Annotated in this window: 24 protein-coding genes and 5 tRNA genes; all 29 read right to left on the reverse strand. The window is 37.6% G+C overall.

What is annotated here, in order from left to right; genetic code table 11:
• Positions 1–16: 16 nt before the first annotated feature.
• Entirely contained in the window at positions 17–487 is a 471-nt protein-coding gene (gene rpsG, locus QFA95_RS05945) for a 30S ribosomal protein S7 (RefSeq protein WP_048357051.1), read from the reverse strand.
• Positions 488–508: 21 nt separating this feature from the next.
• Positions 509–886 (reverse strand): 30S ribosomal protein S12, encoded by a 378-nt coding sequence (gene rpsL / locus QFA95_RS05950; protein WP_009853069.1) that lies wholly within the window; start codon positions 884–886, stop codon positions 509–511.
• Between the two features lie 103 nt (positions 887–989).
• Positions 990–5297 (reverse strand): DNA-directed RNA polymerase subunit beta', encoded by a 4308-nt coding sequence (gene rpoC, locus QFA95_RS05955; protein WP_486462612.1) that lies wholly within the window; start codon positions 5295–5297, stop codon positions 990–992.
• Positions 5298–5312: 15 nt separating this feature from the next.
• A complete protein-coding gene (gene rpoB, locus QFA95_RS05960; protein ID WP_486462613.1) occupies positions 5313–9482 on the reverse strand; it encodes a DNA-directed RNA polymerase subunit beta in 4170 nt (1389 codons plus the stop codon).
• Positions 9483–9597: 115 nt separating this feature from the next.
• Positions 9598–9984: a 50S ribosomal protein L7/L12 gene (rplL, locus tag QFA95_RS05965; protein WP_486462614.1), complete on the reverse strand. Its 387-nt coding sequence runs from the start codon at positions 9982–9984 to the stop codon at positions 9598–9600.
• 22 nt (positions 9985–10006) lie between these two features.
• Entirely contained in the window at positions 10007–10534 is a 528-nt protein-coding gene (rplJ, locus tag QFA95_RS05970; protein WP_486462615.1) for a 50S ribosomal protein L10, read from the reverse strand.
• A gap of 191 nt (positions 10535–10725) precedes the next feature.
• Positions 10726–11418: a 50S ribosomal protein L1 gene (gene rplA / locus QFA95_RS05975; protein WP_486462616.1), complete on the reverse strand. Its 693-nt coding sequence runs from the start codon at positions 11416–11418 to the stop codon at positions 10726–10728.
• Positions 11419–11850, reverse strand: coding sequence for a 50S ribosomal protein L11 (gene rplK, locus QFA95_RS05980; protein WP_486462617.1), 432 nt, complete (start codon positions 11848–11850; stop codon positions 11419–11421).
• Positions 11851–11900: 50 nt separating this feature from the next.
• Positions 11901–12437, reverse strand: coding sequence for a transcription termination/antitermination protein NusG (gene nusG / locus QFA95_RS05985; RefSeq protein ID WP_486462618.1), 537 nt, complete (start codon positions 12435–12437; stop codon positions 11901–11903).
• Positions 12438–12439: 2 nt separating this feature from the next.
• The gene (gene secE / locus QFA95_RS05990) at positions 12440–12781 is read right to left on the reverse strand and encodes a preprotein translocase subunit SecE (RefSeq protein ID WP_486462619.1); all 342 of its coding nucleotides are present in this window, start codon (positions 12779–12781) and stop codon (positions 12440–12442) included.
• Positions 12782–12803: 22 nt separating this feature from the next.
• Positions 12804–12879 (reverse strand) — tRNA-Trp (locus QFA95_RS05995).
• Between the two features lie 6 nt (positions 12880–12885).
• Positions 12886–14076, reverse strand: a complete 1191-nt coding sequence (tuf, locus tag QFA95_RS06000) for an elongation factor Tu (protein WP_486462610.1) — start codon at positions 14074–14076, stop codon at positions 12886–12888.
• A 42-nt stretch (positions 14077–14118) separates the two neighbouring features.
• Positions 14119–14193, reverse strand: a tRNA-Thr gene (locus QFA95_RS06005).
• A gap of 14 nt (positions 14194–14207) precedes the next feature.
• A tRNA-Gly gene (locus QFA95_RS06010) sits at positions 14208–14281 on the reverse strand.
• Between the two features lie 45 nt (positions 14282–14326).
• A tRNA-Tyr gene (locus tag QFA95_RS06015) sits at positions 14327–14411 on the reverse strand.
• Positions 14412–14517: 106 nt separating this feature from the next.
• Positions 14518–14593: transfer RNA gene (locus QFA95_RS06020), tRNA-Thr, on the reverse strand.
• A 51-nt stretch (positions 14594–14644) separates the two neighbouring features.
• Positions 14645–15010, reverse strand: coding sequence for a stringent starvation protein B (locus QFA95_RS06025; protein WP_486462620.1), 366 nt, complete (start codon positions 15008–15010; stop codon positions 14645–14647).
• Between the two features lie 23 nt (positions 15011–15033).
• Positions 15034–15630 (reverse strand): glutathione S-transferase N-terminal domain-containing protein, encoded by a 597-nt coding sequence (locus tag QFA95_RS06030; RefSeq protein ID WP_486462621.1) that lies wholly within the window; start codon positions 15628–15630, stop codon positions 15034–15036.
• Between the two features lie 2 nt (positions 15631–15632).
• On the reverse strand, positions 15633–16337 hold the full coding sequence (locus QFA95_RS06035) for a cytochrome c1 (RefSeq protein ID WP_486462622.1): 705 nt from the start codon (positions 16335–16337) through the stop codon (positions 15633–15635).
• Positions 16334–17617 (reverse strand): cytochrome b, encoded by a 1284-nt coding sequence (locus tag QFA95_RS06040; protein ID WP_486462623.1) that lies wholly within the window; start codon positions 17615–17617, stop codon positions 16334–16336. The genes QFA95_RS06035 and QFA95_RS06040 overlap by 4 nt, the downstream gene beginning before the upstream one ends.
• Complete coding sequence (petA, locus tag QFA95_RS06045; RefSeq protein ID WP_486462624.1) at positions 17617–18219, reverse strand: ubiquinol-cytochrome c reductase iron-sulfur subunit; 603 nt, start codon at positions 18217–18219, stop codon at positions 17617–17619. The genes QFA95_RS06040 and petA overlap by 1 nt, the downstream gene beginning before the upstream one ends.
• 89 nt (positions 18220–18308) lie before the next feature.
• Complete coding sequence (tatC, locus tag QFA95_RS06050) at positions 18309–19022, reverse strand: twin-arginine translocase subunit TatC (RefSeq protein ID WP_486462625.1); 714 nt, start codon at positions 19020–19022, stop codon at positions 18309–18311.
• Positions 19012–19230 (reverse strand): twin-arginine translocase TatA/TatE family subunit, encoded by a 219-nt coding sequence (locus QFA95_RS06055; protein ID WP_486462626.1) that lies wholly within the window; start codon positions 19228–19230, stop codon positions 19012–19014. Before QFA95_RS06055 ends, tatC begins: the two co-directional genes overlap by 11 nt.
• A complete protein-coding gene (tatA, locus tag QFA95_RS06060; RefSeq protein WP_009852022.1) occupies positions 19230–19382 on the reverse strand; it encodes a twin-arginine translocase TatA/TatE family subunit in 153 nt (50 codons plus the stop codon). Before tatA ends, QFA95_RS06055 begins: the two co-directional genes overlap by 1 nt.
• A gap of 11 nt (positions 19383–19393) precedes the next feature.
• Positions 19394–19735: a histidine triad nucleotide-binding protein gene (locus QFA95_RS06065; protein WP_486462627.1), complete on the reverse strand. Its 342-nt coding sequence runs from the start codon at positions 19733–19735 to the stop codon at positions 19394–19396.
• Complete coding sequence (locus tag QFA95_RS06070) at positions 19735–20049, reverse strand: phosphoribosyl-ATP diphosphatase (RefSeq protein ID WP_486462628.1); 315 nt, start codon at positions 20047–20049, stop codon at positions 19735–19737. Before QFA95_RS06070 ends, QFA95_RS06065 begins: the two co-directional genes overlap by 1 nt.
• Positions 20050–20053: 4 nt before the next feature.
• Positions 20054–20443 carry a phosphoribosyl-AMP cyclohydrolase gene (hisI, locus tag QFA95_RS06075; protein ID WP_486462629.1) on the reverse strand — a complete coding sequence of 130 codons (390 nt, stop codon included), beginning with the start codon at positions 20441–20443 and terminating at the stop codon, positions 20054–20056.
• Positions 20443–21198, reverse strand: coding sequence for an imidazole glycerol phosphate synthase subunit HisF (gene hisF, locus QFA95_RS06080; RefSeq protein WP_486463454.1), 756 nt, complete (start codon positions 21196–21198; stop codon positions 20443–20445). The genes hisI and hisF overlap by 1 nt, the downstream gene beginning before the upstream one ends.
• A 1-nt stretch (position 21199) precedes the next feature.
• Entirely contained in the window at positions 21200–21937 is a 738-nt protein-coding gene (hisA, locus tag QFA95_RS06085; protein WP_486462630.1) for a 1-(5-phosphoribosyl)-5-[(5-phosphoribosylamino)methylideneamino]imidazole-4-carboxamide isomerase, read from the reverse strand.
• Between the last annotated feature and the right edge of the window lie 3 nt (positions 21938–21940).

Here is a 21940-nt window from a genome sequence, read left to right on the forward strand (position 1 = left end):
TTATCCTCAGTAATTATTAAAAACGGAAATGTGAAAACGCTTTGTTAGCTTCAGCCATTCTATGCACTTCTTCTCTTTTCTTCATGGCATTGCCTTTATTTTCTGATGCATCCATGATTTCATTGGCTAAACGAATATCCATAGATTTTTCACCACGACCTCTTGCCGCATCGCGTAACCAACGCATGGCTAATGCTTGTCTTCTAGAAGGTCTAACTTCAACTGGTACTTGGTAGTTAGCGCCACCAACACGACGGCTTTTAACTTCCACTAGTGGTTTGAGGTTATCTAATGCAACAGAGAATACTTCGATTGGATCTTTACCACTTTTACCTTGCACTTGATCAAATGCACTGTAAATAATTCTTTCAGCAACTGCTTTTTTGCCGCTGGTCATTAATACATTAACGAATTTGGAAACCTCTTGGCTTCTAAACTTAGGATCAGGTAAGATCTCTCTTTTAGGAACTTCTCTTCTTCTTGGCATAGTATTTTAACCTTTAATTAATTAAGCCTCTTTAGGACGTTTTGCACCGTATTTAGAACGGGCTTGTTTTCTATCATTAACACCGGCAGTATCAAGACTACCTCGAACAGTATGGTATCTCACACCCGGAAGATCTTTTACTCGACCTCCTCGAATCAACACAACTGAGTGTTCTTGCAGGTTGTGGCCTTCACCACCAATGTAACTAATTACTTCGTAACCAGTGGTTAATCTCACCTTAGCCACTTTTCTCAAAGCAGAGTTCGGCTTTTTCGGAGTTGTAGTGTAAACACGAGTACAAACACCACGTTTTTGTGGGGATGCTTCAAGTGCTGGCACCTTACTTTTCTCAACGATTCGCTTTCTAGGCTTACGAATTAATTGGTTAATGGTTGGCATAAGTTTCCTTTAAATTTATCAAGTTCATTTTCTAATCTTGCACTTTTTCCATCTTGGAAAAAGCACAAGATTTTATTGTTCTTCAAGATGATTGTCAACTGTTTTATTCTTGATTCTCATCCACATTTGGCGCCTGTTCTTCTAAGGGGACTTCACCTTCCTCAACAGGAGCTACTGTTTCAGTTGCAAATAAAGCTTCCGCTTCTTTTAATTCTGGGCTTGGCTCATTTTGCACCTCAACAACATGATTATCAGGATTCATAACATCTGCATTTTCTTTTCTTGCTTTATGATAAGCAAGGCCTGAACCTGCGGGAATTAATCGTCCTACAATAACATTTTCTTTCAATCCTCTTAAATCATCACGTTTTCCAAGGATCGCAGCCTCAGTTAAAACTCTTGTTGTTTCCTGGAATGATGCCGCAGAAATGAATGAATCGGTTGCTAGAGAAGCTTTAGTAATACCTAAGAGAACATACTCATATTCAGCCGGCCTTTTATCTTCAGCGATCACCTCGTCATTTCGATTTAACACAACCGCTCTTTCAAGCTGTTCACCAGGGATAAAACCAGTATCACCAGCATCGGTAATCTTAACTCTTCGAAGCATTTGTCTGACAATCACTTCAATATGTTTGTCATTAATTTTAACGCCCTGAAGTCTATAAACATCCTGAACCTCATCAATCACATATCTTGCAAGCGCCTCTCTCCCTTGAAGTCTAAGAATATCAGCGGGATCTGCCGGACCATCTACAATCACCTCACCTTTAGTCACAACTTGACCATCATGGACAGTGATATGTTTGTCTTTAAGTATTAAAAACTCTTGAGCTTCACCTTCAGAGTCAGTAATCACCAAACGTTGTTTACCTTTAGTATCCTTACCAAATGATACCGTTCCGGTGATTTCAGCCAAAACACCTGCATCTTTCGGAGCTCTTGCCTCAAAAAGCTCTGCGACTCTTGGAAGACCACCAGTAATATCTCTTGTTTTTGATGATTCTTGTGGAATTCTTGCAATTACATCTCCAACATTAATTTCTTGACCGTCAGATACAGTAATAATGTAACCTAACTGAAACGTAACGTTTACAGGGTTATCACTTCCAGATAATTTCACTTCATCGCCAGCATTATCTAAAAGCTTAATTTGTGGTCGACTTGTTTTTGATTGAGTTCCTTTTTGTTTGGAATCAATAACAACTAATGTTGAAAGTCCAGTTACATCATCAATTTGTTTTGCGACTGTAATACCTTCTTCCACATTTTCAAATTTAACTTTTCCAGAGTATTCCGAAATAATTGGTCTTGTATGCGGGTCCCAGTTAGCTAAAACTTCTCCAGCTTTAACTTTTTTACCGTCCATAACTGACAGAGTCGAACCATAAGGTACTTTATGACTTTCTTTTTCTCTTCCATTTTCATCCTCAATAATGAATTCTCCATTACGCGAAATGACAATTTGCTCATTTCTAGCGTTGGTAACGTATCTCATGGTTGAGGTAAATCTAACAGTTCCTGAAGATTTCACTTCAATTTGACTAACAGCAGCAGATCTTGAAGCGGCGCCACCAATATGGAATGTTCTCATCGTCAATTGAGTTCCTGGCTCACCGATTGATTGTGCAGCAATTACACCAACAGATTCACCTTCGCTGATCAAGTTACCACGGCCTAAATCGCGACCATAACATTTAGCACAAATGCCATGACGAGTTTCACATGTCAGAGCAGTTCTAACTTTAACCTCATCAATACCTAATGATTCAATTTTTTCAACCTCATCTTCTGTTAGCAATGTTCCGGCTGGATAAATAACATCCTGCGTTGAAGGATCTTGAATATCAAGAGCTGCAACACGTCCAAGAATTCTATCTCCAAGAGGTTCAACAACCTCACCGCCCTTAATTAATGCTTTAGTGACTAGACCTTCCTCAGTTCCACAATCTTGCTCAGTCACTACCAAATCCTGAGTAACGTCAACTAATCTTCTGGTCAAGTAACCAGAATTAGCAGTTTTAAGAGCAGTATCTGCAAGACCTTTTCGAGCACCATGGGTTGAAATGAAGTATTGAAGAACATTAAGACCGTCTCTAAAGTTCGCTGTAATTGGTGTTTCAATAATTGAGCCGTCTGGTCTAGCCATTAATCCTCTCATACCAGCTAGCTGTCTCACCTGTGCAGCGGAACCTCGAGCTCCAGAATCAGCCATCATATAAATTGCATTAAATGATTCTTGTTTTAATACATTACCATTATCGTCTTTCACTATTTTGCCGTCTAAGTCATAGACGTCCTCTTCCTTAAGTTGCTTCATCATTGCATCAGCAACTTTATCTCCAGCGCGGCCCCAGATATCAACTACCTTATTGTATCTTTCTCCCTGGGTTACCAATCCTGAAGAGTACTGGTCTTGAATTTCTTTCACTTCAGATTCAGCACTTTCGAGAATTGAAGATTTTTCTTGAGGAACAAGCATGTCATGAACGCTAATAGACATCCCTGCTTTAGTAGCATAAGAATAGCCTGTATACATTAATTTATCAGCCAATATTACGGTATCCTTAATACCAATTTTCCTAAATCCAGTATTAATTAATTTTGAAATTTCTTTTTTCTTCAAAGCTTTGTTGATCAGCTCAAAAGGTAGGCCTGCTGGTAGAATTTCACTCAGAATAGCTCGTCCCACAGTGGTTTCATAACGATTAGTTTTGGCCGTTTTACTACCATCAAAATTCAATTCATATTCCCTAATTCTAACGGTAATCTTGGCATGAAGATCAACCACTCCATTGTCATATGCTCGCTGAACTTCGGCAACATCACTAAATATTTTACCTTCACCTTTTGCAGCAATTTTTTCTCGAGACATATAATACAGTCCCAGAACAATATCTTGTGATGGCACAATAATTGGTTCGCCATTAGCGGGAGATAAAACATTATTCGAGGCAAGCATTAAAGTTCTTGCTTCCATCTGAGCTTCAAGTGACAGAGGAACATGAACAGCCATTTGGTCACCATCAAAATCAGCATTAAAAGCAGCGCAAACTAATGGATGTAATTGAATCGCTTTACCTTCAATCAATACAGGTTCAAATGCTTGGATACCTAATCTATGAAGAGTAGGTGCACGGTTTAACAGGACCGGATGTTCTTTAATTACATCTTCTAAGATATCCCAGACCTCCGGACCCTCTTCTTCGACTTTTTTCTTTGCCGCCTTAATGGTCGTCGCCAATCCTAATAACTCTAACTTGTTAAAAATAAATGGTTTAAATAACTCTAAGGCCATTTTTTTTGGTAGGCCGCATTGATGAAGTTTTAATTGAGGTCCAGTAACAATAACTGATCGACCTGAGTAATCAACTCGCTTACCTAAAAGATTTTGTCTAAATCGACCACCTTTTCCTTTAATCATATCTGCCAGCGACTTTAAAGGTCTCTTGTTGGCGCCTGTCATTACTTTGCCTCGTCTACCATTGTCTAGTAATGAATCAACAGATTCTTGAAGCATCCTTTTTTCATTTCTTAAAATAATTTCAGGAGCTCTTAATTCAAGTAATCGACGTAAACGGTTATTTCTATTTATAACCCTTCTATATAAATCATTTAAGTCAGAAGTAGCAAATCTCCCACCATCTAAAGGAACAAGAGGTCTAAGTTCTGGAGGCAATACTGGTAAAACATCTAAGATCATCCATTCAGGTTTAATGCCTGATTTTTGAAATGCTTCGAGCACTTTTAATCGTTTTGCAATTTTCTTAATTTTTGCTTCTGAATTTGTACTGCCTAGCTCTTCACGAAGAGCCTCAACGTCAGCATTGATGTCCAAGGTTGCTAATAGTTGTTTTACGCCTTCTGCACCCATTACCGCTTCAAATTCATCACCATATTCTTCAATTTTTGCATGGTAATCATCTTCTGTTAACAATTGACCTTTGGTTAAAGGGGTCATGCCTGGATCAACAACCATATATGCTTCAAAATAAAGCACTCGCTCAATATCTCTTAACGCTATATCGAGAACCATTCCAAGGCGGCTAGGCAAACTCTTTAAAAACCAAATATGGGCAACAGGGGTTGCCAAATCAATATGGCCCATTCTTTCCCGACGAACTTTTGAAAGTGTTACCTCAACTCCACATTTTTCACATACAACGCCTCTATGCTTGAGTCTTTTATACTTTCCACATAAACATTCATAATCCTTCACTGGACCAAAAATCTTTGCGCAGAATAGACCGTCACGTTCTGGCTTAAAAGTTCTGTAGTTGATCGTTTCTGGTTTCTTGACCTCACCAAATGACCAAGATCTAATTTTTTCAGGAGATGCAAGGGCTATCTTAATTGCATCAAATTCCTCTTCATGGGTAACCTGCTTAAATAGGTCTAATAAAGCTTTCATGCATAATCTCCTTAATTAATCTCTGTCTAAATCGATGTCAATCGCAAGCGATCGAATCTCTTTTGTTAAAACATTAAATGACTCTGGCATTCCTGCGTCAATCTTATGTTCACCCTTGACGATATTTTCATAGACTTTTGTTCTTCCAGAAACATCATCAGACTTCACGGTTAACATTTCTTGCAAGGTGTAAGACGCTCCATAGGCCTCAAGAGCCCAGACTTCCATCTCACCAAATCTCTGACCACCAAATTGGGCTTTACCGCCAAGTGGCTGTTGAGTAACAAGAGAATATGGTCCTGTGGATCGTGCATGCATTTTGTCATCCACCAAGTGATGTAATTTAAGAACATGCATGTATCCAACTGTTACAGGTCTTTCAAACGCCTCACCTGTTCTACCATCAAATAACTGTAGTTGAGTTTTCTTAGCTGAAAAATTCAATTTCTTCGTTAATTCATGATCATTTGGATAGGCCAAATCAAGCATAAACTGAATGTCAGACTCAGCAGCACCATCAAAAACTGAAGTTGCAAAAGGCACACCTTGTTTCAGGTTATGAGCCATCTCAATAACTTCAGTGTCCTTTAGGTGCTTGATATCTTCTTTTATACCCGATGATTCGTTATATATTTTTTCTAAAAGATCTCTTATTTCAGCAACCTTTCTTTCTTCTCTTAACATTTCATCGATTCGATTACCAAGACCTTTTGCTGCCCAGCCCAAATGAACCTCAAGAATTTGTCCGATGTTCATTCGAGAAGGAACGCCTAAAGGGTTAAGAACGATATCTAGAGTTGTTCCATCAGCCATGTGCGGCATGTCTTCGACTGGCACAATCTTAGAAATAACACCCTTATTACCGTGTCTACCAGCCATTTTGTCGCCAGGCTGAATTCTACGTTTAACCGCTAGATATACCTTTACCATTTTTTGAACACCTGGCTGAAGTTCATCACCCTGCGTTAATTTTTGTTTCTTTTCTTCGTAACGAATATCAAAATCTTTCTTCGCCTTATTCAGATTCTCTTTAAGTGACTCAAGAGATTTAGAGTCTTTATCATCAGACAAACGAATGTCAAACCAATCATATCTGCCAATTTCTTTAAGCTGATCTTTCGAAACTTTGTCCCCTTTGCTAATCCCCTTAGGACCACCAGATACAGTTTTACCAACCAGCAATTTCTCAATTCTAGCGAAGGTATCATCTTCAACAATTCTTAATTGGTCATTCAAATCTTGTTGAAAATCACTTAACTGTTCTTGAATGATTTGTTCTGCCCTATCGTCTCGATCTATACCTTCACGAGTAAATACTTGCACATCAATCACAGTTCCTGACATTCCAGATGGAACTCGAAGGCTAGTATCTTTTACATCGGAAGCTTTTTCACCAAAAATAGCTCTTAGTAATTTTTCTTCTGGGGTTAATTGTGTCTCGCCCTTTGGTGTAACTTTACCTACTAAGACGTCACCAGCTTCAACTTCGGCACCTACATAAATTATTCCAGACTCATCCAAACGACCTAACATTCTTTCGGATAGGTTTGAAATATCACGAGTAATTTCTTCTGGTCCAAGTTTAGTATCTCTAGACACTACAGATAATTCCTCAATATGAACCGAAGTGTAGCGATCATCTGCAACCACTTTTTCAGAGATCAAAATAGAGTCTTCAAAGTTATAACCATTCCAAGGCATAAAACCAACTAACATATTTTGACCAAGAGCTAATTCACCGAGATCAGTTGATGCTCCATCGGCAATAATATCGCCCCTGGAAATCGTATCACCGATTTTAACTAAAGGTTTTTGATTAATATTAGTATTTTGGTTGGAACGAGTATATTTAGTCAGATTGTAAATATCTACACCCACATCTTCGGCAGAAGTTTCTTTATCATTGACTTTTACAACAATTCTTCTTGAGTCAACATAATCAACCAGCCCTCCTCGTTCTGCTTGTACTGTTGTTCCTGAATCCATTGCTACTGTTCTTTCAATGCCGGTACCAACAACTGCTTTTTCAGCTCTTAAACATGGAACAGCTTGACGCTGCATGTTTGCTCCCATCAATGCACGGTTTGCATCATCATGCTCGAGGAAGGGAATCAATGAAGCAGCAACTGAAACAATTTGACCAGGAGCAACGTCCATGTAATTAATTTCATTCTTATTAGAAAGCACAAATTCATTTTTAAATCGGCTGGATACTAACTCTTCTTTAAAGTTAGATTTATCATCTAATTCAGAATTAGCCTGAGCAATCGTGAATTGACTCTCTTCAATTGCAGATAAGTAATCAATTTCTGCAGTTACTTTTCCATTCTCAACTCGTCGATACGGAGTTTCTAAAAATCCATACATATTAGTTTTCGCAAATAGTGCTAGTGAATTAATTAAACCAATATTTGGTCCTTCAGGTGTTTCAATTGGACAAACACGACCATAATGTGTTGAGTGAACGTCACGAACCTCAAAACCAGCTCGCTCTCTAGTTAAACCACCAGGCCCAAGTGCAGATACTCGACGTTTATGAGTAATTTCTGACAATGGGTTAGTTTGATCCATAAATTGTGACAACTGCGATGAACCAAAAAACTCTCTAATAGCACTTGAAATTGGTTTTGAATTTATTAAATCATGAGGCATGAGATTATCAGCTTCAGCCTGACCTAGCCTCTCTTTAACTGCTCTTTCAACACGAACAAGTCCCGTTCTAAATTGATTTTCAACAAGCTCACCAACCGAACGAATTCTTCTATTACCAAGATGATCAATGTCGTCAATTTCACCTCGTCCATTTCGGAGCTCAACCAGTATTCCAACTACTGCTAAAATATCATCGACAGACAAAATTCCAGCACCTTCATCACTTTTCTCGCCAACTCTTTGATAGAATCTTTGCATCCAGCCCGCTGATTTCTCAAATGCTTTAGGGTAAGCACGACGATTAAATTTCATTCGACCAACATTTGACAAGTCATATCTATCTTCTGAGAAAAACATTCCTTCAAATAATGCTTTCACTGAATCTTCGGTTGGAGGTTCACCCGGCCTCATCATTCTGTAAATTGCTACACGAGCTGAGTATTCATCAGGTATTTCATCAGTCGTTAAGGTATGCGATATAAAGTCACCTTGATCTAGATCATTGTAGTAAAGAGTTTCAATTTCATTTAGAGACAACTCTTTAATTTGTGCTATCAATTCTTCTGTAATTTCAGCATTAGCTTCTGCTATTACCTCACCTGTATCAGCATCAATTATGCCTTTGGCAAGCTTTCTACCGATCATAAATTCTTCAGAAACTTCAATTTTTTTGATATTCGCTTTTTCAATCTCTCTAATGTGTTTAACAGTAATTCTTTTGTCTTTAGCAACAATCAACTCACCCTTTTTATCAACAATATCAAATTTTGCAATCTCACCTCTTAGTCTTTCAGGGTATAGAGTAAAATTTAATTTATTTTTATCAAATGAGAACTGATCAAAATCATAAAAAGTTGATAGTATTTCCTCAGAAGATAGGCCTAATGCCTTCAATAATGTTGTCACGGGCATTTTTCTTCTTCTGTCAATTCGGAAGTATAAATAATCCTTTGGGTCAAACTCGAAATCTAACCATGAGCCACGATAAGGAATAATTCTTGCAGAAAATAGTAATTTGCCTGAGCTATGAGTTTTGCCTTTATCATGCTCAAAAAAGACCCCTGGGCTACGATGCAACTGAGAAACAATTACACGCTCGGTACCATTAATCACGAAAGAACCGTTATTTGTCATTAATGGCATTTCACCCATGTAAACTTCTTGTTCCTTTACTTCTTTGACTGTTGGTTCTGAGGCATCCTTATCCATAATTGATAAGCGAACTTTAACTCTCAATGGGACACCAAAAGTTAGTCCTCGGAGTTGACATTCTTTAACATCAAATACAACCTTACCAAGTGAGTATGAAACAAAATCTAATTTTGCATTACCTGAATGGCTAGATATAGGAAATACGGAATTAAAGGTATTTTGCAATCCCTGATCTTTCCTTTCATCAACTGGGACATCAATTTGAAGATAATCTTTGTAAGATTCCAGCTGCATTGATAATAAGTAGGGAACTTCAGCAACTGTTTGTCGTTTTGCAAAATTCTTTCTTAAGCGTTTCTTCTCGGTAAAGGAATAGCTCATAGCGTCTCCAAAGTTAACAAATGTATATAAAAATTATTTTTTATATAAACTCGCTTTTAAAAATAACTAAAGGCTGACACACAAAATAATGTGTGCCAGCCTCTAATAAATAAAATTACTTCAGCTCAGCTGTTGCGCCTGCGTCAGTTAATTTTTTAGCTGCTTCTTCTGCGTCAGCCTTTGCAAGTCCTTCTTTAATTACTTTTGGTGCTCCGTCAACTAAATCTTTAGCTTCTTTTAAGCCAAGACCAGTAATTTCACGAACCGCTTTAATTACGTTCACTTTTTGGTCACCAGCAGCAGTTAAATGAACATCAAATTCTGATTTTTCTTCAGCAGCGCCAGCATCAGCACCAGCAGCAGCTCCACCCGCAGGCATAGCGACAGCAGCTGCAGCAGCTGAAACACCAAATTTATCTTCCATTTCTTTGATTAATTCTGATAAATCAAGAACTGACATAGATCCAATTGCTTCTAAAATTTCTTCTTTTGAGATAGCCATTTATATTTCTCCTTAATAAAAATTATGCTTGAGCTTCTTTTTGATCACGAACAGCAGCAAGTCCTCGTACAAACTTTGCAGGTACTTCATTAAGAGTACGAACAAATTTTGCAACTGGTGCCTGCATAGTGCCCATCAATTTAGCAAGAAGTTCTTCACGACTTGGTAGCGAAGCAAGAGCTTTAATCTTAGCTTCATCCATTTTTTCGTTAGGTAGTGCGCCAGACTTAATAACAAATAAGTCATTTTCCTTTGCAAAGTTATTTAAAACCTTAGCAACCGCAACCGGATCTTCTGACATACCAAAAATCAATGGTCCTGTCATATCACCAGCAAGATCTGCAAATGGAGTTCCTTCAACCGCTCTTTTTACAAGAGTGTTTTTTAAAACTCTCAAATACACACCGGATTCACGTGCTTTTGATCTTAAATCAGTTAACTTAGCAACACCTACACCACGATATTCAGCAAGAATTAACGCTTGTGCAGACTCAACTTGTTTACTAACTTCAGCAACAACAGCCTTTTTTTCTTCAAGATTCAGACTCAAAGTCTTCTCCTTCCGTATTAAAATCAAAGTGTTTTCACACTCACCTTACGGCGGACTTTATCAGGATGCTATCCCTTAGGTTTCGCCATCTGCGTAGGTAATCACTTATTAAACCTTTCGGTACCTACGGTCTTTGATAACCCCGTCTTACGACGGACCCAAAGCTCTTATTGGTCAACGACCAAAATTATTTACGCCAATAAATTGGCTTGATCTACCTTAATACCAGCCCCCATTGTGCTGGAAATAGACACTTTTTTAATAAATACACCTTTAGCCGATGCTGGCTTTGCCTTGTTCAAAGCATCGATTAAAGTTGATAAATTTTGTTTTAATTTGTCGGCATCAAATGAAGCTCGACCAATGCTACAGTGAATAATACCTGCCTTATCAGTTCGATACTGAACTTGTCCAGCTTTAGCATTTTCAACTGCTTTAGCAGGATCAGGAGTTACTGTACCCACTTTTGGATTTGGCATTAAACCCTTTGGACCTAAAATTTGTCCAAGGGCACCAATGATTTTCATTGCATCTGGTGTAGCAATAAGAACATCAAAATCCATATTTCCTTTTTTGATATCATCAGCAAGATCTTCATAGCCTACTTTATCAGCGCCTGCTTTTTTTGCAGCTTCGGCAGCATCGCCTTCAGCCATGACAGCAACTTTAACTGTTTTACCTGTACCATTAGGGAGTACGACCGCGCCTCTCACTAACTGATCAGATTTTTTAGCATCAATACCGAGGTTGATTGCAGCATCAATTGACTCATCAAATTTTGCTTTTGCGTTTTCTTTTACTAGTTTGAGTGCGTCTGCAACTGAATAAAGTTTATCTGCATCTACTTTTTCAACAATTGATTTCATTCTTTTAGATAAGCTCATCTACACACCCTCCACTTCTATACCCATGCTACGAGCAGTACCTGCAACAGTTCTTACGGCCGCATCCATATCAGCAGCTGTTAAGTCAGGTTCTTTTGCTTTTGCAATTTCTTCAGCCTGGGCACGAGTAATTTTTCCAACTTTATTGGTGTGAGGAACAGGTGAGCCTTTTTGCACTTTAGCTGCTTTCATAATTAGAATTGCAGCAGGTGTTGTCTTCATTACAAACGTAAAACTCTTATCTGAGTAAGCAGTAATAACAACAGGCACTGGGAGGCCCGGTTCAATATTTTGTGTTTGAGCGTTAAAAGCTTTACAAAAGTCCATAATATTTAAGCCCTGTTGACCAAGTGCTGGGCCAACTGGTGGACTTGGGTTTGCTTTACCCGCTGGGATTTGTAACTTAATATATCCCTGTATTTTTTTTGCCATAAATGATCTCCTTTTGGTACAAGCGCTTGTTAAGTCAAGCTCCCAAATGTCTAAACTTCTTTTTGAATCTGGCCAAAGTCAAGTTCTACTGGAGTAGCTCGACCAAAGATGACCACATCAACACGAAGTTTATTTTTTTCATAATTAATTTCCTGGACTGATCCAGAGAAATCCTTAAATGGTCCATCAATTACTCGAATTGATTCACCAACTTCAAACGTTAATTTTTGTGTTGGATTAACTTTACTGTCATCCATACGACGAAGTATTAACTCGACTTCTTTATCTTTAATCGGTGTTGGTTTTAGTGCAGAACCACCGATAAATGCAGTCACCTTAGGTGTGCTTCTCACTAAATGCCAACTATCATCGTTCATATCCATCTGAACCAAAACATATCCAGGGTAGAGTCTTCGCTCACTTATTGTTTTTTGCCCAGACTTTAATTCAACTACTTCTTCAACAGGAACAAGAACATCGCCAAACTGATCCTTGATATTTGAAAGTTCAATACGTTCAAGTAAACCTTTTTGAACAATTTTTTCGTAACCAGAATAAGCTTGAACTGCATACCATCTCTTCGTCATATTCATCGTCCCAAAACTAAATTAACAATATAAGTAAAACCAATATCTACTAATGCTAAAAAGATAGCCATTAAAACGACTACCACAAATACCACCAGTGTCATTTGCACTGTTTCTTTTCTTGTCGGCCATACAACTTTTTTTGCTTCCAAAACAACACTATTTAAGAAAGCAAATAATTCATTACCTTTAGCTGATTGCTTAAAGATAAATAGTGATAAACCTAATCCAATAAGTATACTAAGTACTTGAAGGACAAGTGGTTGGCCATCTAAAACATAGAATCCAACAATTCCTAATGAGAAAACAACAATCGCTGATGTTGTTTTTAATTTATCACTCAAACTATTTACTCCTATCAAATAATGGCAGGCCAGGAGGGCTTCGAACCCCCAACCCTCGGTTTTGGAGACCGATACTCTACCAATTGAGCTACTGGCCTAAATCCTTACTCAACAATCTTTGCAACAACACCCGCACCAACGGTACGGCCACCTTCACGGATAGCGAAGCGTAAGCCTTCTTCCATCGCGATCGGAGCAATTAATGTTGCTGTAATCGATACGTTATCGCCTGGCATTACCATTTCTGTTCCTTCTGGTAACTCCACTGCGCCTGTTACGTCTGTTGTTCTAAAATAGAACTGCGGACGATATCCATTGAAGAACGGAGTGTGTCGACCGCCTTCATCTTTACTTAAGCAGTAAATTTCAGCAGTAAATTTCGTGTGTGGTGTAATTGAACCTGGTTTCGCAAGCACTTGGCCACGTTCAACATCTTCACGTTTTGTACCTCTTAAAAGTACACCCACGTTGTCGCCTGCTTGACCTTCATCAAGTAACTTACGGAACATTTCTACACCAGTACAAACTGTTTTTTCAGTTGCTTTAATACCAACGATTTCAATCTCTTCGTTAACTTTAACAATGCCACGCTCCACACGGCCAGTCACCACAGTGCCTCGACCAGAGATAGAGAACACGTCCTCTACTGGCATCAAGAAGGTACCATCCACTGCACGTTCTGGCGTTGGGATGTAAGAGTCAAGTGCTTCTGCAAGTTTAAGAATTGCTGGCTCACCAATCTCAGATTGGTCACCTTCAAGAGCTTTAAGAGCAGAGCCCATGATAATTGGAGTGTCGTCACCTGGGAATTCGTATTTATTTAATAAGTCACGAACTTCCATTTCGACTAATTCGAGTAATTCTTTGTCATCCACCATATCAGCTTTGTTAAGGAATACAACGATGTATGGCACACCCACTTGGCGTGATAAAAGGATGTGTTCACGAGTTTGTGGCATTGGGCCGTCAGCTGCAGAACATACAAGAATCGCACCATCCATTTGAGCAGCGCCGGTAATCATGTTTTTTACATAATCCGCGTGGCCTGGGCAATCAACGTGAGCATAATGGCGTGATTCAGTTTCGTATTCAACGTGTGCAGTATTAATCGTAATACCACGAGCTCTTTCTTCAGGAGCTGAATCAATCGCTGCATAATCTTTAGCTTCACCACCGAACTTCTTAGTCAGAATCGTTGTGATTGCAGCTGTTAATGTTGTTTTACCATGGTCCACGTGGCCAATTGTGCCGACGTTGACATGGGGTTTGGTACGCTCAAATTTACCTTTAGCCATAATATATTCCTTAAAAAATTACTCTTTACGTTAACAAAATCCTGGTGCCCATGGCGGGAATCGGACCCGCGACCTCTCCCTTACCAAGGGAGTGCTCTACCACTGAGCCACATGGGCGATTCCTTTAATTCTGGAGCGGGCGATGGGAATCGAACCCACGAGATCAGTTTGGAAAACTGAGGTTTTACCATTAAACTACGCCCGCTTTATCCTCCGAATACCCACGTAAAATCTGTTTTACAGAATCAAATGGTGGAGGGGGTAGGATTCGAACCTACGTACTCAGAGAGAACGGATTTACAGTCCGTCGCCTTTAACCACTCGGCCACCCCTCCCAACCGAACCCGAAATTATCCATTTAAATTATTGAAATGTCAAATAAAAATAAGGGTTTAAGAAGAATTTTTTATATTTTGTAGCAAAGCTGTGATTGAATATAAATGGTGCCGGATGTCGGATTCGAACTGACGACCTTCGCATTACAAGTGCGCTGCTCTACCAACTGAGCTAATCCGGCATTTGAAAGAACGATACTATAACAATTTTTTTATAAAAATTGAACAAAAATTTACTTGATTACTTTTAAATGGGAATTTTTATATGAGTTTTGTTTCGAGCTTTCATTGTTCGTGTTGACCTCAAAGAGAAGTCCATCCCCATCTTCTTTTGAAAATATTGCAGTTATTTCAATGTAATCAATAGACAAGTATTCTTCTATCCCATTAAATCTTGCTTTAAAAGATATATCATTCTCATTAAAAGAAAGTCCATTTGTTGCAGAAGCTGAAATGTTTAATGTTATTTCAGCTTCATTAATAAATTGAATTGGCACAACAGATTTACCATTTAGCCTGACGGTTAAGAGTGGTGTTGTATTTTCGTTTAAACACCAATCATATATAGCCTTTATAAGATAAGGTTTCTTTTTATCCATGTAAAATTGGATCTTAAAATGAATTATCTCATTGCTTTTTCAGCAGGTGTCATCGCCTCATCAAATAATGGACGACTAAATAATGAATCAGCATATTTCATTAATGGTTTAGCACTCGCGGGAAGTTTTATACCATAGTGGTCTAATCTCCAAAGTAATGGGGCCATTGCAACATCTAGCATTGAATATTCATCATATAAAAGATAAGGCTGCTTATTTAAAATCGGAACTAGCTGAAGTAGTCCTTCAGTGATAGTTTTAAGCGCTTTATTTTTTTTTGCAGTATCAGTTCCCTCCACATCCATCATGTGAATAAAGAGTTGGTTTTCAAAATCTTTCAAAAAAAGTCTTGCACGAGCTCGCATAATTGGGTCAGGAGGCATCAACTGAGGATGAGGAAATCTCTCATCAATGTATTCATTAATGATATTAGGATCTGTTAGCACTAAGTTACGCTCTATTAATACTGGAGAATCAACATATGGACTTAATGTTGTCAGCTCTTCTGGCTTATTATCCATGTCAACATCGATTACCTCGAAGTCCATGCCTTTTTCGAACAATACAATCCTGCATCTGTGACTTAGAGGATCAGTGGAATGTGAATAAAGTTTCATCATAATTATTTAACATCTTTCCAAAATTCTTTTTTTAAATTAATTACTAAAATCAGTAGGATTAAGAGAAAACCTATGACGTAGTAACCTATTTTATGTCGTACTAGTTTTGCTGGCTCTGACATAAAAACCATATAGTTCGTTGTATCTAATACGAACTGATCATATTCCTCAGTTGACAATAAACCGGGCTTGTTTAATTTTAATTTGTTGTCTTCTAAGTTCTGAATACCTTGAAGCTCCCATAACACATGAGGCATTGCTGCATTTGGATACACCAAGTTATTCCATCCAAGCTCTCTTGAATCATCTACATAAAATGTTCTTAAGTAGCTATAGATCCAATCTTTACCTCGAGATCTTGCTGTTACAGTTAAATTAGGAGGGTTGGCTCCAAACCATTTTTTAGCCTCCGAGCTATCCATGCTGATATCCATCAAATCGCCCGTTTTATCTGCAGTGAATAGTAAGTTCTCTTTAATCGCATCATCGCTCAGGCCAATATCAGCCAACCTGTTGTATCTCATGTAATTAGCGCTGTGACAATTTAAACAATAATTAATGAAATTCCTTGCTCCTCTCTGAAGCGACTGTTCGTCATCTAGATTAATTTTTGCTTTATCTAAATGATAGGAGCCATCAGCCGAAAGTGCCACGCCAGAGTGGAAGCTTACCAAAAGGCTAATTAAAATTGCTATAAATTTTTTCATTTGTTTGTCACTCTCTTCGGAACCGGTTTTGTCTTATCTTTCTTGCTATACCAAGGCATTAAAATAAAGAAAGCAAAATAGATGACGGTAAAAATCCTAGCAACAAATGTTGCCCAATCTAAACCCCCAAGAAGTGGAATAAATTTCGGCATTTGTCCCCATACATTTGATGGGACAGTCCCAAGATAACCAAGGACTAAAAAGCTAATTACAAAAGCAATAATCCACTTTTTATATAAGCTTCCCTTATACCTGATGGACTTAACTTTGCTTTTATCCAACCATGGAACTAAAAAAAGAATTAATACCGCTAAACCCATCGCAGCGACTCCGGGAAATTGGCTATTCAAAATAGGAGGAACGGCACGTAAAATAGAATAAAATGGAGTGAAGTACCATACAGGGGCTATATGAGCTGGAGTCACAAGTGGATCTGCTGGAACAAAATTATTATGTTCTAAAAAGTATCCCCCAACCTCAGGCATGAAGAAGATAATTGAGGCAAATACAATCAAAAACACAGTAAGGCCAATTAAATCTTTAACCGTATAGTAAGGGTGAAATGGGATTCCATCTAGTGGAATACCAGTTTTCTTATCTTTATTTTCTTTGATTTCAATACCATCAGGATTATTAGAACCTACTGAATGTAACGCAGCCAGATGAAGAAAAATAAGGCCAGCTAGTGCAAGGGGGAGTGCGATCACATGAAAAGCAAAAAATCTATTGAGTGTTGCATCTGAGACGAGGTAATCGCCCCTAACCCATTCTGCTAAATCTGGACCAATAAAAGGAACGGTGGCAAATAGATTAACAATGACCTGAGCTCCCCAATAAGACATCTGACCCCATGGGAGTAAATATCCGAAAAAAGCCTCTGCCATGAGTAATAGAAATATTAGCACTCCAAATATCCATAACAATTCTCTAGGCTGTTTGTATGATCCATAAATAAGAGCTCTGAACATGTGCATATAAATGACAACAAAAAATAATGACGCCCCTGTTGAGTGCATATACCGAATCACCCAACCAAACGACACATCTCTCATAATGTATTCCACCGAAGCAAATGCATGAAGCGCATCTGGCTTATAGTGCATGGTGAGAAAAATTCCTGTCAAAATTTGCAGAACAAATAAGACAATAGCTAAAGCTCCAAAAAAATAAAGAAAATTAAAATTTTTTGGAGCGTAGTACTGAGTCAAGTGATTTTTAATAAAAGATGAGACAGGAAGTCTCTGATCAACCCAGCTCATAAATCCATTATTTTTTTGCATTATGCTTCATCCTTTGAGTCTTCGCCAATCAAAATAGTACTTTCATTAATATATTTATGAGGAGGAACTACTAAATTTGTCGGCGCAGGAGACCCCTTATACACTCTTCCAGCAAGATCAAATTTTGACCCATGACATGGGCAGAAAAAGCCACCAGACCAATCATCCCCCATATCTCCTTTTGGCTCTATTTTGGCCGATGGTGAACAGCCAAGATGTGTGCATATGCCAACCACAACTAACATATCAGACTTAATCGAACGTGTTGGGTTTTGACAATACTTAGGTTGTTGTGAGGTGACCTTAAGATCTGGGTCTGCCAGGTTATTATCTAACTGGGGAAGTGCTTTAATCATCTCATCAGTTCTATTTAATACCCAAACAGGCTGTCCCCTCCACTCCGTGGTAATTAACTCACCTTTTTTAATTTTTGAGGTATCAATCTCCACAGAAGCTCCAGCAGCCCTAGCCTTCTCACTTGGAGACATACTTGAAAGAAAGGGAATTCCAGCTGCCGCTACCCCAAGTCCACCAGTAAGTGCAGTAGCTGTTAACAAAAATTTTCTTCGGTCTTTGTCAAAACCTTTATCTTTTTTCGACATTAATTTCCTTTTGAGAAATGTAAATTCAGAATTGAGGGACTATTATACAAAATTTGACTCACTTAATTCAACCAGTTTGTGAAAGTGGTTTATTTTGTAACTAACTTAGATAAAATTAAACCTAGCTCAAATAATAAAATCATTGGTAATGCTAAAAATATTTGCGATAAAACGTCGGGTGGTGTGAGTATAGCAGCTAAGATAAATGAAAAAACATACAAATAAGGCCGTGCTTTTTTAATCTTAGATATATTAATAATTTTTAACTTAACCAAAAAAATTACAATAATTGGTATTTGAAAAGCAATGGTAAATGCAAAAATTAAATTTACTAAAAGTTCTAGATAAAAGTTAATATCAATTTTTAAATTCAATCCATTAGGAGCAAAGTTCATAAAAAAATTAATGATTTCCGGAAATACAATATAAAAACAAAATAAGAATGCTGTAAAAATTAAAACAGTGCTGATTAAAAATATTTTTTTTGTAAAACTTTTTTCTTGCTCATACAAACCTGACTTAATAAAAAACCACAGCTCAGCAATTAAGTAAGGAAAGGTCAGGTAAAACGCTGATAAAAATGAAAGCTTCATAGGTACAATAAAAGTTGATAATAATTGTGTAGCGATTATTTCACCGCCAAAAACTTCAAGACCTGCTAATAGAGGATCAGAAAAAAAATCATATATAGCTTGATGATTATAAAAGAAGAGCGAAAAAAATATTGAAAAAACAATAAGCACCCTTAACAGAAGTTTTTTAAAAATAAAAAAATGATCCAGAAAGCTAAATTTATTTTTCATTCTTTGAAAGGATTTCTTTTTCAATTTTTTTTAACTTCTTAAATGTCTCCTCACGAAAAATTTCTTCTTTAACATTAAAAAATAGATGGTTAATTTTTTTTAAAATTGTTCCAAGATAATGAGAAATTTTTGGAATATTTTTTGGATTAACGAATAATACAAAAACAACGATAACAATAATAAATTCAGAAAAAGATATATCAAACATTATTTATCTTTTTTATCCGACTTATCAGACATGCCCTCTTTAAAATTTTTAATAGCTGCTCCAAGATCTTTACCAATATTTTTTAATCTTCCAGCACCAAATATAATTAATACAACAACCAAAATAATTAGTAATTCTTTAAAACCTGGCATTCTCAATCTCCTTATATTTTTTTGAGCTGACTGCTACCACCATACACATGGAAGTGTATATGAAACACTTCTTGACCTCCGCTGGCGCCAGAATTAATCATCGTCCTAAAGCCATCCAAACCGCTCTCTTTGGCAAGCTTAGTTCCAAGCATAAGCATCCTGCCAAAAATTCCTGAATCAATTCCATCTTTTTCAGCAGAGATTAGGTTTTCAATATGTTGTTTAGGAATAATCAAGATATGGACTTTGTCTATTGGCTTAATATCATTAAAAGCTAAAAATTCATTATCTTCATATACGATAGTTGCGGGAATTTCTTTATTGATAATTTTGCAAAAAATACATGAAGTCATCACTTACTCCTGTTTGCTTTTTCCTCTAATCCAGACATACTAGATCTTCTCTCAAGCTCTTCAACAACCTCTTTTAAGCTGATTGATTTTTCTGATAACAACACGAGAAGGTGATAAAGAACATCAGCTGTCTCATTTATTATGTTGTTCCTATTATTTTGATTGGACGCAATAATTAGCTCAATTGATTCCTCGCCAAATTTTTTTTGAATCTCTTCAATTCCTTGAGAAAATAGTTTCGCTGTGTAAGAAAGTGACGGGTCACTATCTTTTTTGCTTTGTATTAATTGTTGTAATTGCTCCAGCTCACTCATGGCTTTATTTCTTATAAATTAAATTTGGGTCTTTCAAAACTTCTTCAACAATATTTATTGTATCTCCATTATTAGCAATTTCATTATAAAAACATGAATTCCTTCCTGTATGACATGATATACCTCCCTTTACATTAACTCTAATGAGCAATGAATCAAAGTCACAATCTATAAAAATGCTAACCACGTAATGAAAATTACCTGACTCTTCTCCCTTAAGCCAAATCTTATTCCTAGATCGGGAATAAAAATAACATTGTTTAGCTTCAATAGTCTTTGATAATGCTTCTTTATTCATCCAAGCCATCATGACAACCTTCATCGTATTATTGTCCTGAAGTATGGCGGGCACCAAACCCTGATCATTCCATTTTATTTGATCAAACACATTCATCATCTAACCTCAATCTTTTTTTGACGCATATGATTTTTAGCTTCCGTTATAGTGTATTCACCAAAATGAAATATGCTAGCTGCTAAAACTGCATCGGCTTTACCTTCTATTATGCCATCAACAAGATGATCTAAATTGCCAACACCACCGGAGGCAATAATTGGAACATCCACTTCTGATGAAATGGCAGCATTCAATTCATTGTCAAAACCAGATTTGGTTCCATCTTTATCCATACTGGTTATTAGCAATTCACCCGCACCTCTTCTCACCATCTCTTTTGCCCATGAAATAGCATTTAAACCTGTTGGATTTCGGCCACCGTGAGTAAAAATCTCCCAATCGTTTCCAGTTTTTTTTGCATCAATGGCTACAACAATACATTGAGAACCAAACCTTTCCGCTGCATTGGATACAAGTGATGGGTTATTTATTGCTGCAGTATTAATACTGACCTTATCTGCTCCCGCATTTAAAAGTCTCCTTATATCATTGACAGCCCTGACCCCTCCGCCGACTGTTAAAGGAATAAATACCTGTTCGGCAACACGCTCAATAATTCCAAGAATCAAATCTCTATTATCTGAACTTGCAGTGATATCAAGAAATGTTAATTCATCAGCACCTTGGTCATTATATTTTTTTGCGATTTCTACCGGATCGCCAGCATCAATCAAGTCGACAAAATTAATGCCCTTAACAACTCGGCCATTTGTAACATCAAGACAAGGAATAATTCTTTTCGCTAACAATATTTTATCCCGTCAGTTGCTCAGCTAGTTTATTGGCTTCACTAAAATCAAGGGTCCCCTCATATATTGATCTTCCCGCAATCACTCCTTTAATTCCAACGTTAGCTACTGCACATAAATTTTCGATATCTTTAATGTTTGATAATCCTCCGCTAGCAATAATTGGGACATTTCCTCGCTCGGCTAACTCAACTGTTGCATCAATATTGATTCCTTCTAACATGCCATCCCGTCCAATATCTGTATAAATTATAGAAGCCACTCCATAATCCTCAAATTTTTCAGCCATCTCAAATACCGTATGGCCTGTCATCTTAGCCCACCCATTAATTGCCACTTCACCATTTTTTGCATCTAACCCAACAATAATTTGTCCTGGAAATGCAAAGCATGCCTCATGCAAGAAACCTGGGTTAGTTATTGCGGCTGTACCGATAATGACTGAATCAATCCCTGCATTAATTAAGCTCTCAACGGTATCTAAATTTCTGATGCCGCCTCCAAGCTGAATGGGGATTTCTCCCATCTCTTGGATTACTTCACGAATCACTGGTAAATTTTTTTGTTGGCCCGCAAAAGCTCCATCCAAGTCAACTAAATGAAGTCTTTTGGCGCCCTTTAACTTCCAGTGGGCAGCCATTTCTGCAGGATGTTCTGAAAATATGGTTGCCTGGTCCATTAAGCCCTGTTTAAGACGAACACACTTACCTTCTTTTAGATCAATCGCAGGAATTACTTGCATAAC

The organism is Candidatus Methylolitoribacter marinus (assembly GCF_051853155.1).
Classification (GTDB): Bacteria; Pseudomonadota; Gammaproteobacteria; order Burkholderiales; family Methylophilaceae; genus BACL14.

What these genes read in the sequence shown, in the direction of transcription:
- QFA95_RS06035 (WP_486462622.1), bottom strand. Translation starts at nt 16,337, where the DNA reads ATGAAAAAATTTATAGCAATTTTAATTAGCCTTTTGGTAAGCTTCCAC.
- rpoB (WP_486462613.1), bottom strand. Translation starts at nt 9,482, where the DNA reads ATGAGCTATTCCTTTACCGAGAAGAAACGCTTAAGAAAGAATTTTGCA.
- rpsG (WP_048357051.1), bottom strand. Translation starts at nt 487, where the DNA reads ATGCCAAGAAGAAGAGAAGTTCCTAAAAGAGAGATCTTACCTGATCCT.
- tuf (WP_486462610.1), bottom strand. Translation starts at nt 14,076, where the DNA reads ATGGCTAAAGGTAAATTTGAGCGTACCAAACCCCATGTCAACGTCGGC.
- QFA95_RS06055 (WP_486462626.1), bottom strand. Translation starts at nt 19,230, where the DNA reads ATGTTTGATATATCTTTTTCTGAATTTATTATTGTTATCGTTGTTTTT.
- rplA (WP_486462616.1), bottom strand. Translation starts at nt 11,418, where the DNA reads ATGAGCTTATCTAAAAGAATGAAATCAATTGTTGAAAAAGTAGATGCA.
- rpsL (WP_009853069.1), bottom strand. Translation starts at nt 886, where the DNA reads ATGCCAACCATTAACCAATTAATTCGTAAGCCTAGAAAGCGAATCGTT.
- tatC (WP_486462625.1), bottom strand. Translation starts at nt 19,022, where the DNA reads ATGAAAAATAAATTTAGCTTTCTGGATCATTTTTTTATTTTTAAAAAA.
- QFA95_RS06065 (WP_486462627.1), bottom strand. Translation starts at nt 19,735, where the DNA reads ATGACTTCATGTATTTTTTGCAAAATTATCAATAAAGAAATTCCCGCA.
- QFA95_RS06040 (WP_486462623.1), bottom strand. Translation starts at nt 17,617, where the DNA reads ATGCAAAAAAATAATGGATTTATGAGCTGGGTTGATCAGAGACTTCCT.
- rpoC (WP_486462612.1), bottom strand. Translation starts at nt 5,297, where the DNA reads ATGAAAGCTTTATTAGACCTATTTAAGCAGGTTACCCATGAAGAGGAA.
- rplK (WP_486462617.1), bottom strand. Translation starts at nt 11,850, where the DNA reads ATGGCAAAAAAAATACAGGGATATATTAAGTTACAAATCCCAGCGGGT.
- QFA95_RS06030 (WP_486462621.1), bottom strand. Translation starts at nt 15,630, where the DNA reads ATGATGAAACTTTATTCACATTCCACTGATCCTCTAAGTCACAGATGC.
- QFA95_RS06070 (WP_486462628.1), bottom strand. Translation starts at nt 20,049, where the DNA reads ATGAGTGAGCTGGAGCAATTACAACAATTAATACAAAGCAAAAAAGAT.
- tatA (WP_009852022.1), bottom strand. Translation starts at nt 19,382, where the DNA reads ATGCCAGGTTTTAAAGAATTACTAATTATTTTGGTTGTTGTATTAATT.
- hisI (WP_486462629.1), bottom strand. Translation starts at nt 20,443, where the DNA reads ATGAATGTGTTTGATCAAATAAAATGGAATGATCAGGGTTTGGTGCCC.
- petA (WP_486462624.1), bottom strand. Translation starts at nt 18,219, where the DNA reads ATGTCGAAAAAAGATAAAGGTTTTGACAAAGACCGAAGAAAATTTTTG.
- nusG (WP_486462618.1), bottom strand. Translation starts at nt 12,437, where the DNA reads ATGACGAAGAGATGGTATGCAGTTCAAGCTTATTCTGGTTACGAAAAA.
- rplL (WP_486462614.1), bottom strand. Translation starts at nt 9,984, where the DNA reads ATGGCTATCTCAAAAGAAGAAATTTTAGAAGCAATTGGATCTATGTCA.
- hisA (WP_486462630.1), bottom strand. Translation starts at nt 21,937, where the DNA reads ATGCAAGTAATTCCTGCGATTGATCTAAAAGAAGGTAAGTGTGTTCGT.
- QFA95_RS06025 (WP_486462620.1), bottom strand. Translation starts at nt 15,010, where the DNA reads ATGGATAAAAAGAAACCTTATCTTATAAAGGCTATATATGATTGGTGT.